Source organism: Chloroflexota bacterium (genome assembly GCA_014360805.1).
In the GTDB taxonomy this organism is placed as follows: domain Bacteria; phylum Chloroflexota; class Anaerolineae; order DTLA01; family DTLA01; genus DTLA01.
Genome location: JACIWU010000007.1, coordinates 19,936 through 34,793, shown reverse-complemented (window position 1 = coordinate 34,793; position 14,858 = coordinate 19,936). Strand labels below are relative to the sequence as shown.

The 14,858-nt window shown below is 65.9% G+C and carries 7 protein-coding genes; all 7 read right to left on the bottom strand.

What is annotated here, in order from left to right; translation table 11 throughout:
• Nucleotides 1-43: 43 nt before the first annotated feature.
• Complete coding sequence (locus H5T65_02200) at nt 44-6,673, bottom strand: tetratricopeptide repeat protein (GenBank protein MBC7258041.1); 6,630 nt, start codon at nt 6,671-6,673, stop codon at nt 44-46.
• A gap of 10 nt (nt 6,674-6,683) precedes the next feature.
• Nucleotides 6,684-6,995, bottom strand: a complete 312-nt coding sequence (locus tag H5T65_02195) for a hypothetical protein (GenBank protein MBC7258040.1) — start codon at nt 6,993-6,995, stop codon at nt 6,684-6,686.
• Between the two features lie 224 nt (nt 6,996-7,219).
• Nucleotides 7,220-8,611 (bottom strand): sigma-54-dependent Fis family transcriptional regulator, encoded by a 1,392-nt coding sequence (locus H5T65_02190; GenBank protein ID MBC7258039.1) that lies wholly within the window; start codon nt 8,609-8,611, stop codon nt 7,220-7,222.
• Nucleotides 8,612-8,632: 21 nt separating this feature from the next.
• Nucleotides 8,633-11,578 carry a PAS domain S-box protein gene (locus H5T65_02185; GenBank protein ID MBC7258038.1) on the bottom strand — a complete coding sequence of 982 codons (2,946 nt, stop codon included), beginning with the start codon at nt 11,576-11,578 and terminating at the stop codon, nt 8,633-8,635.
• Nucleotides 11,579-11,603: 25 nt separating this feature from the next.
• Nucleotides 11,604-13,010, bottom strand: a complete 1,407-nt coding sequence (rpoN, locus tag H5T65_02180; protein MBC7258037.1) for an RNA polymerase factor sigma-54 — start codon at nt 13,008-13,010, stop codon at nt 11,604-11,606.
• Nucleotides 13,011-13,029: 19 nt separating this feature from the next.
• Complete coding sequence (locus H5T65_02175; GenBank protein ID MBC7258036.1) at nt 13,030-13,821, bottom strand: DeoR/GlpR transcriptional regulator; 792 nt, start codon at nt 13,819-13,821, stop codon at nt 13,030-13,032.
• A gap of 520 nt (nt 13,822-14,341) precedes the next feature.
• Nucleotides 14,342-14,836, bottom strand: coding sequence for an ATPase (locus tag H5T65_02170; protein MBC7258035.1), 495 nt, complete (start codon nt 14,834-14,836; stop codon nt 14,342-14,344).
• Nucleotides 14,837-14,858 lie beyond the last annotated feature (22 nt).

Here is a 14,858-nt window from a genome sequence, read left to right as displayed (position 1 = left end):
CGTGTGCTATGTTGTGCTGGGGTTCGCTCTGCGGCTATGCGCCTCAGGCGGCGCCAGGCTCCTTGCTGATGAACCCCAGGGCGCTGACGGTGGCGAGTTGCTTGTAGGCTTCGCCGTTGCCTGGCTCCAGGCGGACGGCGTGCCGGAACATCTCGGCGGCTTTGCCGTACTCCTTGGTGCGCTTGTACAGGAGTCCAGCCCTGACAAAGTACTCGGCCTTCTGTCCGTTGATCTGGATGGCCCGCTGGTAGGCGCGCTGGGCCTCCTCAATGTGGCCTTGCTGTTCGTGCGCCGTGCCGAGCAGGTATTGGGCCTCGGCGTCGGAGGGCAGGAGTTCCACCAGTTTCTGGAAGTGGGCCGTGGCTTTTTCCTTGTACCCCAGTTGCGCGGACAGTAGGCCCAAGCGACGGTGCGCCTCGGCGTGTTTCGGCTCCAGGACGATGGCCTGCTGATAGGCTTGCAGGGCCTCGTCAAAGCGATCCTGTTCGCGGAAGATGTCGCCCAGGGCCACGTATGGCTCGGCGTCGCCTGGGGCGAGGTTGATGGCCGCTTCCAGGCACTGGGTGGCCTCGTGGTACTGGCCCAGATGCTGGAAGGCCAGCCCCACATGGAGGCAGTAGCGCGCGTTCTTGGGTTCCAGCGACAGCGCCCGCCGGAAGTGGCCGAGGGCTTCGTTCCAGCGTCCGGCTGCCGCGTACAGATTGCCCAGGGCATCGTGAACAGGCGCGTAGTCGCCTCGGCGGGTAACGGCTTCCTTCAGCACGTTGATGGCGTCATCGGGCCTGGCTTCGTCCTGTAGGACGGCGGCGAGGGTGAGGTAGTATTCGGGCCGGTCTGGCGCGGCCTCAATGGCCTTCTGCAGGGCGATTCGGGCCTGCTTGGGCTGTTTGGCCTTCAGGTACATCTCGCCCAGGGCGGCCAGGTCGTCGCTGGCCTTCGGCTCCAGGCTCACGGCTTTCTCCAGCAGTGCGGCTGCGGCCGAGTGGCGGCCCATACCCGCGTAGGCTTTGGCGGCCAGGCGATAGTAGTCGGTCGTGCCGGGCTGGAGTTTGATGGCCTTGAGCAGGCATTCCAGCGCGGACTGGTACTGCGCCTCGTTCATGAGCATCTCGCCCAATTCGGCCTGCCACGGGGCCACGTCTGCGTTCAGGCTCAAGGCGGTCTGGAGGGCATCCCTGGCTTCGGCGGGGCGGCCGGCGGCCTGCAAGGCCCGACTGAGCGCGTGGTGGTAGGCGGCCTCCTGCGGCCGTTGTTGGACGGCCCTGGAAAGGTGCAACGCGGCTGGCTCGGGTTTGCTCTGCTCCAGGAGCGCCATGCCCAGGTGGTAGTGCAGTTCGTCGCTGTCCAGGCCCATGCTCTCGGCCGCGCGCAGTTCCTCGTAGGCATCCGCGGGCTGGCCCAGGCGACGCTTGACGACGCCGAGGGCCAGGCGGAGCAGGGCGTGCGTCGGCGAGAGCGAAGCCGCCCGCTGGAGCAGGGCCAGCGCCTCGTCGGTCTTGCCGGTTTCTGCCAGCAACAGCCCCAGTTCGGCCTTGGCGTCGGGATTGTTGGGCTGGGCCTCCGCGAGTTGGGTCAGGGCGTTCAGGCTTTCGGACAGGGCCTCCGTGTCCACGTCCGAGGGCTTGAGGCCCAGGGTTTGCGCCTGGCGCGCCTTGGACAGGTCGCGGCGGACGCGGCCCGCCAACGCGAGGGCGTAGCGCGGCTCCGAGGGGGCCAGCCGGTACGCCCGCTTGAGGGCGGCGGTGGCAGCGGCATCCTCGCCTTTTGCCTCGTGCGCCAGTCCCAACAGATAGTGCGCTTCCGGCTGGGCGGGGTCTAGGCGCACGGCTTTCTCCAGCACGGGGAGGGCTTGGGCCGTCCTGTGGGCGCGGAGCAGGGCGCGGCCCAGCGCCAGGGCGTAGGTCTGGCTTGCAGGATTGAGTGCGGTTGCCCGCTCCCATTCGGGGACGGCCCTGTCCACGGCGCCCACCGATTCGTGCAGTTCAGCCATTTGCGCGTGGGCCTCGGCGTCATCGGGGTTCGCCTGCAGGACACGCTCCAGCGCCTGGATGGCTTCGGCGGCGCGGCCTTGTTTGCGCAGCGCCGCGGCAAGCCCGCGCTGGGCGTCGGGGTCTTCGGGCGCGATGGCCGCCGCGTTCTGGTAGGCTTCCAGGGCCTCGCCCATGCGCCCCTGGCTCTCGTAGATTTGCGCCAGCAATGCGTAGTGCTCGGCGACCGTGCCGTCGCGGTCAATGGCCGTCTTGAGGCTCTTCTCCGCGTCCAGCGCCTGGCCCAATTGCCATTGCACCCGGGCCAGCATCCCCCAGTTGACGGAATCGCCCGGATCCAGGCGCAAGGCTTCCTGAAGTTCTTCCAGGGCCTCTTGTAGGCGCCCTTGCTCGGCCAGGATGGAGCCGGCGGTGCGATGGGCGATGCTGCTGGCAGGGTCGCCCGCCTGCGATGCTTGCTTCAGCAGGTGCAGCGCCTCGTTGGCCCTGCCCAGTTTGTGGAGCGATAGGCCCACGCGCTGGAGGGTGAGCGCGTCGCTGCCGCAGACTTCGGCGGCGCGGGTGTAGGCGCGTTCGGCTTCCTGGGCCAGGCCCTGGGCGGCGTAGAGGTCGCCCAGGTCGCACAGGATGGACGGGTCGCCGGGTTCCAGCGCCGCCGCCCGACGCAACATTTCGTAGGCCTCGCCCGTCTGGCCGTTCTGCGCCAACAGGGATCCCAGGCGGCTATGGTAGTGGGCGTTGTCGGGGGCGATGTCCAAGGCCCGCCGATACTGCTTGATCGCTTCGCCAATCCAGCCCTTGCGCGCGAAGGCTGCGCCGAGTTGCGCATGGAGCGCGTCGTCGTCGGGCATGAGGCTGATGGCCGACTCCAGGATGGCGATGGCCGAATCGGGGTCGGCGTTCTGGCTCTGGGCCAGGGCCAGGGAGCGCCGATAGGCGGGACGGTCGGGCGCCAATTCCACGGCCCTACGCAGGGAAGCGATGGCGGCGTCTATCTGACCGCCGTCCTGGTACAGGAGGCCCATCTCGTGGTGGGCGTCGGCCAGGCCCGGGTCTGCGGAGAGGGCCGCGGCGAGCGCGTGGCGCGCCTGGTCGCGCATGCCCAGGGCGCGGCACAGTCGGCCGTAGAGCGTCTGCGCCTGCGCCCAGTTGGGCCGCAGTTCCACGGCGCGCTTGCAGTGGCTCAAGGCGAGTTTCTCCTGCCCTTGCTGCGCCAGGATGTGGGCCAGGGCCAGGAGCGCCTCGGCGTGGTTGGGCGCGAGTTCCAGCGTTCTCCGGAACGCTGCCTGGGCGGCGTTCAGGTCGCCGGCCTGTATCAGGACATCGCCCATGGCCGCGTGGTAGCGGGCCTGCATGGGATCCAGCGCCGCGGCCTGGCTAAACTCGCGGAGCGCATCGGCCCAGTTGCGATCCATCTGGTGCAGGATGCCCATCTCGTAGTGTACGGACGCCTGGTCGGGCGCGATCTGGAGCGCCTGCGTCAGCGTAGCCTTGGCGCCTGCCAGGTCGCCCGCCTGCCGCTGCATTTCGGAGAGCCGAATGCGGTGGGGCAGAGCCGAGGGCGCGAGGGCCACGGCCTTCTGGAGGGCGTCCACCGCCTTGGGGAGGTCGTTGCCCAGGGCATAGATTTCGGCCAGTTGGGCGTGAAGTTCAGGCTGGTTGGGGGCGAGTTTTAGCGCCGCGAGCGTTTCCTCGCGGGCCTCGTTCAGCCGCCCCAGTTTGGCAGCGGTGGCGGCGATGCGTTGGCGGTAGAGCCATTCGGACGGCGCCAGGGCGCTGGCCTGCCGGTAGTGGCCGAGGGCGCGTTCCAGGTCGCCCATGTCGGCGCAGACCTCGGCGATCTGGAATTGGGCGCGCGGGTCGCTGGGGGCTGTCGCCACGGCATCCGAGAGGAGCGCGGCGGCGCGGGCGCTCTCGCCGAGTTTGTGCAGAACGGCGCCGAGCCGCAAGATAGGCTCGGTGGTCCCCGGCAGGAGTTGCGCGGCCTTCTCGTACACGCTGCGCGCCTGGGCGAGGTGGCCGCCCTTTTCCAGCAGGATGCCCAGTTGGACGTAGGCGGCGCCGGCGCTTGGGTCGAGGTCAATGGCTTTGTCCAGGGTGGCCTGCGCCTCGTCCAGCAGGCCCAGGGCGGTCTCCACGCGGGCCACGTCCACAAGGATTTCGGCGTCGGTGGGTGTGAGCCGAGCGGCGGCGCGGTAAGATTCCAGCGCGGCGTTCAGGTCGCCTTTCGCCTCGTGGATGTTGCCTGCGGCCCGATGCGCGTCGGCGACGTTTGGATTCTCGCGCAGGACGGTCTGCACCTCGTTCATGGCGTCGTCGGGCTGGCCCAGTTTCTGGAAGAGCCTGGCAGTGGCCAGGCGATAGCGTGGCTCGCCTGGGTCAATGACCGACGCCTGGCGGTAGGCGTTGATGGCCTGGGCGTATTCGCCTTGCCGCTCCAGGAGGTCGCCGAGTTCGGATATCCATTGCGCCTGGCCGGGCCTGGCTTCCAGGGCGCGGCGGTACAACTCAACGGCGACGGCGAGGCGGCCCAGGTGGGCCTCGGCTTGGGCCAGATGCCGCACGTATTCGGCGTCTCCCCCCGACAGTTCCACGGCTTCGCGGAATCGGGCGCGCGCCCCTTGCCAGTCGCCTGCGTCGGCCAGGAGCGTGCCCAGGTCGTCGTACCACTCGGCGCGGTCGGGCTGGAGCGCGATGGCCTGTTGCATGCGCTCCATGGCCTCGTCGCGCAGGCCCTGCTCGGCCATGACGAGGGCGGCAAGACGGAGATATCGGCCATCCTGGGGCGCCATCTGGACGGCTTGCTGGTAGGCGGCCAGGGCTTCTCCTAGCCAGCCGCGCTGCTGGTAGGCGCGGCCCAACTCGGCGAGGATTTCGGGGCTGTTGGGCAGGAGGGCACTGGCCTTCTGCAAGCGCTCAATGGCTTCGCCGGGCCTGCCCAGGCGGTTGAGGGCCACGCCCGCCCAGTAGTGGTGCTCGGGGACGTTGGGCTGGCGCGCAAGGGCGAGGCGGAATTGGGACAGGGCTTCTTCGTCGCGGCCCTCGGCCAGGTGGATAAGCCCCTGTTCCGCGCAGATGACGGCATAGACCGCCGACGCCTCGTCCTGGGCGCGCTGCAACTCGGCCTGGGCGCGCTCGGAATCGTTCATCAGGCGGAGGATGATGCCCCTGTCCAAGTGGTAGTGGAGTCGGGCGGTGTCCAGGAGTCGCTCCGGATGGTCCAGGTCAGCCGTGGGAGGCGGGGTCTGCGCCTCGTCTGTGGTTGTGGGCTCCTGCGGCAGAAGCGAGCGCAGGAGGTGGACGCCCGATTCGGCCTCGCCTGCGTCCACGATGGCTGTGCCGAGGGCGCGCAGGGTCTCGCGCGGAATGCCCGCGTCCTTGAGGGGGCGCACGGCCTTTGCCAAGCGGTCGGGGAGCAAGTTCTGGCGCAAGGCTCTCGCGGCCAGACTCGCCAGGGAAGGCCCGCCGTGCTGCAAGAGCCGCACGATGGACTGCTCTGGCTCGGGATGCAGGGAGACGTACATCTCCCAGAGGGCGGGGTTCTCGCGCGCCAGGGCCATCTCCTTAGCCTCGCCGAGGCGGTCGCGGAGGGCCAACGCGCACAGGTAGCGGCGCACCTCGGGCCGGAGAAAGCGCACGTTGGCGTCGGGCGTCTCCACGAGGATGCCGAGTTGTTTGGCGACGGCCAGCGCGGCGCTCTTCTGGCCCGTGGCGTTTTGCAGGAGGATTTCGTTGGCCTGGTGGGCGCTGATGGCGTCGGCTCCCTGGCGCTCCATGCTTTCGGCCAGGGCCACCAGACCCAACGCACGCAGGGCCTGCTCGGGGTTAGGGGATGCGTTGCCCTTTGCGGCCAGGATGCGCGACAATGCGGCCAGGATGATCTGCGCCAGGTTCCACCAGGGCACCTGCGTAAGGGTCTCCAGCAGTTCCAGCACGACCGACAGGAACAAGGGCAGGTGCACGATGTCCCACAGCACGCGGTCGCGGCGGAGGATGCGGTTGATCCGCCGACTTTGCTCGCCGGTGAGCCTGGACGAGAGGATGGCGGTGATGTCCTCGTCGGACAGGCGGCCCAGGCGGACGGTCGGGACGTCGGGCAAGCCCCACGCAGGCCCCGGCCAGGTGTCCGGGCGCGAGGCGAAGATTGCCTTCACCCTTCCGTTGGGCTGCGCGGCGTTGCAAATCTCGCGGAGCCACTTGGGGCCGGGCGCGGCACCGGCGCGGTCCACCTGGTCCACCAGGAACAGGAGGGACGCGCCGTCCAGCCAGCGGCGAGTTTCGTCGTCGGCGGGGTTGACATTGCGCTTCTCCAGCGCCTGGGCGAGGATGTCGTTCAGCGAGGCGTCGGCAGGGCATGCCTCGGCGTCCAGGACGATGGGGACAGGGTACAATGCCCCCTCATCTGGCGCGGCGAGGAGGTTGCGGTTGGCGGCTTCGCAGGCCAGGTACGCCAGCAGGGTGCTCTTGCCGCTCAGCGGCTCGCCAAGCACCAGCGTCAAGGGCCAGAGCGCGACGAGGCTCGCCACGTCGTCGGCCTGCCCTTGGGTAGCGGCGCGAATGGCCGAGACAGGCTGTAGGTACAACTGCCATGCGCGGGCAAGGGCCTCATCGTGCAGCAGGCCCTTCAGGTAGTCGTTGGCGGGGCCTTGAGCGAAAGCGGCTTTGGAAGAGTTCTTGGCAGCCACGGTTCACCCCCTAGATTTTGGAGATCATCCAGAACGCGACGAGGCAGATGAGGATGCCGCTGCAACACAGGAATACGCCGATTCCAACAGCGGTCCGAATCAGTTGGCTCACGGCTTCCACCAGGCGGGCCGCCGCGTCAATGATGGGCGCGATGCCGTCTTCCAGGGCGGCGCGGGTGCCGATTTTGGCCGATTGGGCCGACAGGGTGCGCATCGTCTGCTGATAGTCGCGGGCTAGAATTGTCCAGAGGCCGGCGACGCACGCGGCGACGCCGAGGACAAAGAGGGTGATCGCCATCCCCAGTTGCAAGTTGGTGATCATATGCATGCCCCTTTCTGGAAGAATCCATGTATTCTGTCAGGTGCGCGAACGGATTCGCGCATGTTCGCGGTTGCGCGCATTGCACCTGGAAGGTTGCAAGTTCTGTGCCACGGGAGCGTTCGGGGGAAATCTGACGGGCCATCCGGGGTGGGGGATGGCCCGTCAGACCGTAGAGAGGGCGAGTTGCCGATAGCCGGCGTTGAGGGGAAGGGGCTGGACCTTGCTCACTCCAATTGGTATTTGCGTAGCCGGTATCGCAACTCGTCGCGGGATATACCCAGCGTGTTGGCCGCCCTGGTCTGGTTGCCGTCGGCGAGGGCCAATGCCCTGCGGATCAGGTCTTCCTCAAGGCGGGCGACCGCTTCCTTGAGATTGAGGCCGTGGCCGTTGGGCGGGACGCTGTCGCCTTTCGCTTCGGCCGTCGCGGGCATCGGGCTTGGCTGGCAGGCGACGATCTCGGCGGGCAGGTGCTGGGGCCGGATTTCGTCGCCATCGCACAGGATGACGGCGCGCTCCACGACGTTGCGCAGTTCGCGGATGTTGCCAGGCCAGGAGTAGGCTTTGAGCAGCCTGAGGGCATCGGCGGAAACGCCGGTGATGTTGCGTCCGGTGGACTGGTTGTAGTCGTCAATGAACGCGGCGATGAAAAGCGGCAGGTCCACGATGCGCTCGCGCAAGGGGGGCAGGTTGACCGTAACGACGCCCAGGCGGTAGTACAGGTCCTCGCGGAACGTCCCCTCGCGGATGGCCTTGACCAGGTCCTGGTTGGACGCGGCGATGATGCGGATGTCCACCTTGATGTCGCGGGTGCCGCCGACCCGCCTCAGGGTGCGGGTTTCCAGCACCCTGAGCAGTTTCGTCTGCATTTCGGGCTTCATGCCGCTGATTTCGTCCAGGAATAGGGTCCCGCCATCCGCGGCCTCAATCAGCCCTTTTTTCTGTTTGTGCGCGCCGGTGAAGGCCCCTGGCTCGTATCCGAACAGTTCGCTTTCCAGCAGGGCGTCGGGGATGGCCGCGCAGTTGAGGGCGACGAAAGCCCGCTCGGCGCGGTTGCTCTGCTGATGGATGGCGTTGGCGACGACTTCCTTGCCGGTGCCGCTCTCGCCCTGCAGGAGAACGCTGGCGTTGGTGGGGGCAACGCGCATGAGCAACTGCGCGATGGCCTTCATCTGCGGGGTTTCGCCCACGATCCATGTGAGCGCATAGCGGTTGCGCGTTTCCCTGCGCAGGCGGCGTATCTCCCTGCGCATGGCCGACGCTTCCAGCGCCTTCGCCGCGACGAGAAGCAGGGTGTCCAGGTTGTAGGGCTTCTTCATGTAGTCGTAGGCGCCCAACTTCATGGCCTGGACGGCGCAGTCTATCTCGCCGTGGCCGGTTACGATGATGACCGGGATGTCGGGCTCCTCCTCGCGGATGACTTTGAGCACATCCAGCCCGTGCATGTCGGGGAGTTGCTGGTCAAGGAGAACCAGGTCCACCTCATGGCTGCGGATGAGGTCCAGTCCTTCCTGACCTGTGAGCGCGCCAAGGCTTTCGTACCCGGCCTCTCGCAGGTCTTCCTGGACAAAATGGTTCAACGTCTGTTCGTCATCAATGATCAGCACCGTCGCGGCCATTCTGCTCCCTCACTTGTTGGTCTATGCGGCTACTGGCAGGTCAACGGTAAACACGGTTCCGACGCCTTCCTTGCTGCGCACCGAGATGTTGCCGTGATGGTCGGTGATGATGCGCCGGGTGATGGCCAGGCCCAGGCCTGTGCCTTTTGCCTTCGTGGTTACGAACGGTTCAAAGATCTTGGGCAATTTGTCCGACGGGATGCCGATGCCCGTGTCGGCGACTTCAATCCGAATCCACTCCTCGGGGCCGATCATCGCCGGCTGCGGGGCTTTCTCGGCCGCTTCCAGGGCGGCGGCTGGTTCTGGAATCAGGCGCACCTTGCGCACGCTGATGCGCAGGTCGCCGCCGTTGGGCATGGCGTCCAGGGCGTTGCTGATGAGGTTGGAGAGCGCCTGGTCCAGCCGCAGGGGGTCCACCAGGCACGAGCCGATGCCGGGCGCGTAATTCTTGGTGATGCGGATGCGCTTCTCGGCGGCTTTCGCGTGCCAGCGCGTGAGGACGTTCTCCACGATGTCCGACACCTGGGCGGGAACCAGGTCCAGCGTGGGTGGGCGCGAGATCATCAGGACGTTCTCAATCAGGCGATTCACCCGTTCGGTCTCTTCCAGGATGAGTTGGACGGCGCGCTGTTGCGAAGGGTCGGTGATCTTGCGGGCCAGATGCTGGATGCCCGCGCTGATGGAGCCGAGCGGGTTGCGCAGTTCGTGCGCGAGGACGGCGGCCATTTCGCCCAGGTCGGCCAGGCGATCCAACTTGCGCTTCTCCTCTTCTATCTTCTTGATTTCGCTCAGGTCGCTGAAGACGAGCAGAAGCCCCGTTACAACGCCCTGATTGTCGCGGAGCGGCGAAGTGTTCAGCCCGATAGGGATTTCGTGCCCGTCTCGGTGGGTGATGACGGTCTCGTAGTTGGAGCAGGGGACGCCTTTGTGGAGCGTCTCCGAGAGGATCTTCTCCAACCCGTTGGACGAGACCAGCACCTGGTGCACGGGCTTGCCCAGGAGGTACTCGCGCGGGTAGCCGATGATGCGCGCGGCGGCGATGTTCGTGGAGGTGATTCTGCCCGACAGGTCCACCGTGATGAGGCCGTTGGTCATGCTCTGCAGGACGTTCTCGTTGAACTGCTTGATGACGAACAGGTCGCCGATGGCGGTGCGCAGTTCTGTGAACAGCATGGCGTTCTCTATGGCCACGCTGATCTGGTTGGCCACGGCCGTCAGCAAATCCACGTCCTCCTGGGTGAACCAGCGCTGCTTTTGGCTGGCGACGTTCATCACGCCGAGGAGCCTGTCCTTGGCGCGCAACTGGCTGCTGACGAAGGAGCCCAGGTGCGGCTGGGAGGTCTGCGGCCACCAGGCGCCGGCCAGTTGGGCCACGTTGCCGTTGGAGGCGGCGATGATGGTGCCGCCGTTCTGTTCGGCGAAGGCTTGGGATTGGACGGCCAGGACCGGCGGCTCGCCGCGGTACACCCGCAGCACCAGGTTGCCGGTCTGTTCGTCAAACAGGTAGATGGCGCCCATGTCGGCGCCTACCACGTCCAGTACCTTGTCCAGCGCCGCGTCCAGGATTTCGTCCAGTTCCAGCGACCGGCCCACGGTGGCCGAGATGGTGTTCAGGGCCGAGAGATTGCGGTTGCGTCGTAGGAGTTCGCGCTCCATCTGCTTGCGTTCGGTGATGTCGCGGGCCAGAATCTGGATCACCTTGCGGCGGTCAAACTCAATGACGCTGGCGCTGACATCCACCTCTATGCGGGTCCCGTCCTGGCGGACGAACACCATGTCGTCAAAGGTGCCGGACCCGTTGAGCAGGACCTCTTGCAGCCTGCCGACGCTCCGCTCACGTGAATCGGCGGGGAAGAGGTCGCTGAGGCGCATGTGCAGGAGGGCCTCGCGCCGATAGCCGGTGAACTGTTCGGCCTTGCGGTTGACCTCCAGGATGCCGGTGTCGGCGGGGTGTATGGAGAAGATGGCGTCGTTGGCGTTTTCAATCAACACGCGCTGGCGTTGCTCGGATTCGCGCAACTTGTGCGTGCGTTCGGCCATCTTGCGGCTCATGGAGCGCGCCCAGGAGTAGGTGACCGCGATCAGGATGGCGAAGGCCAGGATGCCGCCGCCTGCCCACAGGGCCCAGTTGTCGGGCAACGTGTGGGCGTCGGTGGACACCGCGCCGAACCATCTCCGAACGATCTTGTCCTTGACGTTGGTGCTCTCCAGGGCGGCAAGCCCCGAATTGAGCAGGGCCAGGAGTTCGGTGTTGTTCTTGCGCACGGCGATGGTGTATCCGCGGCGGCGGAGCGGTTCGCCCACCGCCTTGACAAGCCCACCCAGGTTGTTGCGCTGGATGAGGCTGCGGCTGGAGAGTTCGTCGCCGACGAAGGCTTCCACCTCGCCAGAGAGGAGGCGGTTGAGGCCTTCCTGGATGCTGGGGACAGGAACGGCGTGGATGGCGGCGTTGGACTGGACCAGGTACGCGCCTGGGCTGTTGCTCACGACGGCGACGGAGCGGCCCGCCAGGTCGGACAGGTTGAGGATGTCCAGCCGGTCCGCCGTAACGAAGATGGCCTGGGCGTTGCTCAGGTAGGGCTGCGTGAAGGCGTAGAAGGGCGCGAGTTCCGGTCCCGGCTCTTGCCCCATGATACCGTCTATCTCGCCGATGGAGAGGGCGGCGCGGGCGTCCTGCACCGTCATGGGGACGAGGCGGATGTCGGCGTTCAGCGCCAGCGCGAGGCCGGCGATGAGGTCCTGGTCAAACCCGCCGTAGATGCCTGCTTCGGACGGGAAGAAGAACGGCGCGTTGTTGGGCTGGGAGGCGATGACAATTTGCCCGTGCTTCTGGAGCCAGGCGCGCTGGGATTCCTGCGCGGTGGGCTGATTCTGCGCGCGCGTCGGTCCCCACCAGTACTGGTAGAGAAGCCCGCCGATCAGCAGCGTCAGCGTGAGTGTCAGGGCGAACCGCCAGAATCTGCGCATGTCTAGCAACCCCTCCTGGACGCGCTCATGAACATCGGAGCCGGGCAGGGAGGATGCCGAGTTCCTGCCGGTACTTGGCCACCGTGCGCCGTGCGATGGGGTAGCCCCGCTGGGCCAGGCGCTTCGCCAGTTCCTGGTCACTGAGCGGGCGCTCCTCGTGCTGAATGATTTCCAAGAGCACGTCCTTGACCGCCAGCGATTCGTCAAAGAAGTCCGCGAGCGGAATGACGCGCCCGTTGGGGAGCAGGGCGTACTTGTTGGCCACGGCCCGGCTCACGGTGGATTCATGGACTCCGATCTGTTCTGCCAGTTCTGCCCGCGTGATGGGTTTGATGGATCGCTCGCCGTTCTCCAGAAATTCGGCTTGATAATTGACCAGCCAATCCCCTATCATTTGCAGCGTTTGCCAACGCTGGTTGACGCAGCGGATGAACAGTTTGCCTCTGGACATGTACTCTTTCAGTTGTTCTTTCGCCTGTTCGCAAGACGGGTCGTTCTTGGTTTCCAGTTCTTCGGCCAGGCGTTTGTATTCGGGGGCGATGCGGAGTGTGAAGGATCGCCCGGGGAGCACCTCCACCTCAAAGCCCGTGTCGGGGGCGGGCCGCCGCCGGATGGCGATGTCGGGGCGGATGTAGACGGTGTCGGACGCGGGCCTGGCCTCGCCCAGTGCCCAGTGGGCGTGGGCCGGCTTGGCGTTCAGGTTGGCCTTGATGAAGGCGTACTCGTCCCGGATGGCCTGCTCGGAAACGTTGAGCGCCCGCGCGAGGGCGTGAACTTGTTGTTTGAGGAAGAGTTCCCATTGCGAGATGATGGCTTCGGCCAGTGGGCGGGGCTTCCCCTCCTCGCGCATACGGCGCAGTTGGATAAGGAGCGCCTCCTGGGGGCCGGCAGCGCCGATGCCAGGGGGGTCCAGCCGCTGGAGTTCGGCGATGACTTTCTGCACGCGATCGGGGGTTACGCCGAGGTGCGCCGCGACCTCGCCGACCGATATGGTCAGGTACCCGTGGCTGTCCAGGCTGTCAATGAGGAATTGCGCGATGGGATGATCCTCGGCGGCCAGGGCCGGGCGTATCTGCCATGTCAGGTATTCGGCGAGCGTGGAGCTGCTCGGCACGCGCGATATGGGATCGTCGTCTTCTTCGTCCCAGGCGGCCGTTCGGTAGTCCTGGTAGTTCCACCCCTCTGGCTCCCAGGTGTCGGCCCGCGGGGGCTTCCTGCCCGCGCAATAGGGGCAGTGCTGGCCGCGGATGGGGTTGCCGCAGAGGGGGCACCGCTCGTGCTCAATGACTTCCAGCACGGGGTTCTGCTCCACTTCTTGAGCCACGGCTTGCTCTAATTCAGCCGAAGACATCGCCAGCACCTCGTTGGCGATGATGAGTTGGGGCGTGATCTTCAGTTGGTTCTCAAGCCTTTGCTCAAGGTAAAGCGACATGGTGCACCCTCCTGAAAGGTCAGGCCAGGATGGTTTCTATCCCCAGGCGCGCGATGGTCGAGATCATGTCGGGGGGCAACTCGCGGCCGGTTACGACCTTGTGCACGACGGTGAGGGGGGCGAAGGACACGAGCGCCACCCTGCCGAATAGGCTGTGCTGGGCGAGGAGGATGACCTCGCGGGCGGCCTGGATCATGGCCTGCTTCACGGTGATCTCCTCCAGTTGGGATGTGGTGAGGCCGCGCTCCTGGTCAATGCCGGGGGCGGTCAAGAACAGTTTGTCCACCTGCATTCCCCTCAAAGTTTGTTCTGCTACGTAGCCCACGAGCCCGCTTCGCAGTCCCCGCACCAGGCCGCCGGTGAGGATGGCGCTGACGCCGAAGGACTCGCTGAGTTCCAGCGCGACTTCCAGGTTGTTGGTGAGCACCGTCAGGTTTCGGCGGCTGGCCTTGATTCGGCGTGCGAGTTGCAGCGTGCCCGGGCCGGAATCAATGATGATGGTTTCCCCTTCGTTGACCAGCCTGCTGGCGGCGATGGCCATTCGGGACAGTTCCTCCCCCTGGATTCTGGCCAGGTCGGCGCCGATTTCCGGTTTGCGTTCTTCCTCTGGGACGGACTCCTCGGGTGCGGTGATCTGGGACAGGGCTCCTCCGTGCGTGCGCTTGATGACGCCTTGCTGCGCCATCTCGGCCAGGTCGCGGCGGATGGTGCTTTCGGAGGTGTTGAACCGAGCTGCGAGTTCCGCGACGGTAACGAACGGTTCTTCCTCCAGCACCTTGCGGATGGCGGCTTGCCTGTCTTCTTTTGTCATGGCGATCCTCCTTGTGAATGATGCAATCGCCGCGACTGGGTACTGCCTCGCTCGTGTTGCCGAGCGGGCTGATGGTACGATGGGCAAGTCGCCATCGCGGTGGGAAGCCAGCAGTCCCGTGCCCGGCAGCGTCCCGTGGTTCTGGGTGCGCTCTGCGCGTCGCGCACATTGAGCGGCACCGTTCATGCTCAATGTCGCGCAGATATTTGCGCGATTCCCCGAACCGCGGGATCTTTCACTCTTATTATAGCACGATTTTGTCCAAAAGTCAAGGGGTTTTGGCAGGAATTTTCGGTGAATTTGGGCACAATGCGCATATTCAGTCGTCAGTATGCGCGATAACACGCAACATGGCGGCGGTAATGCGCAATATCACGCAATGCATGGCGGGCAGAAGAGGGCACGAGATGCGCGAATTGGTGCGTGGCGGGGCTACGTTCCATGGGGTTAGTGCGTGGAATCAGGCACGTGCCGGTTGCGCTTGCACTGGCGGCGCGCAATCAGAAGGCGGGGCCAGTGGTTAGCCCCGCTGCGCGTCCGAGGGGTTCTCTGTTTCGTCGTTGCTGCGGGTAACGCCTTGCTGGATGGCGACGATGCCATTGTTTACCGTGCGCAGGAGTTGCTCCAGTTCGCGTTGCAGGTTGCCGAGGACTTCCACGACGTAGTCGTCGGCACCTTTGCGGATGTTGTCGGCGTCTCGCTTGGCGCGCTCCAGAATCGTCTGGGCGCGGACCGTGGCTGCCTTGGTAATCTCGCTCTCTTCGGTGAGGCGGGCCGCCTCTTCGCCGGCCAGCGCCACGATGCGGTCTCGTTCCTCGCGCGCCTGTGCGAGCACGCGATCCTTCTCCTGGAGGAGCCGCTTGGCTTGTTGCACTTCCTGCGGGATACGCGAGCGCATTTCGTCCACGATACGCAGGAGTTCTTCCTCGTTCACGATGACGTCGGAGGTGAGGGGGATGTGCCACCCGTTGTTGATGGCGGCTTCCAGTTGGTCAATCAGATGCAAGATGTCCATGGTGCTCCTCCGTTCTGTGCGG

Coding starts and splice junctions, on each gene's coding strand:
- H5T65_02170 (MBC7258035.1), bottom strand. CDS start 14,836: ATGGACATCTTGCATCTGATTGACCAACTGGAAGCCGCCATCAACAAC.
- H5T65_02175 (MBC7258036.1), bottom strand. CDS start 13,821: ATGACAAAAGAAGACAGGCAAGCCGCCATCCGCAAGGTGCTGGAGGAA.
- rpoN (MBC7258037.1), bottom strand. CDS start 13,010: ATGTCGCTTTACCTTGAGCAAAGGCTTGAGAACCAACTGAAGATCACG.
- H5T65_02195 (MBC7258040.1), bottom strand. CDS start 6,995: ATGATCACCAACTTGCAACTGGGGATGGCGATCACCCTCTTTGTCCTC.
- H5T65_02185 (MBC7258038.1), bottom strand. CDS start 11,578: ATGCGCAGATTCTGGCGGTTCGCCCTGACACTCACGCTGACGCTGCTG.
- H5T65_02190 (MBC7258039.1), bottom strand. CDS start 8,611: ATGGCCGCGACGGTGCTGATCATTGATGACGAACAGACGTTGAACCAT.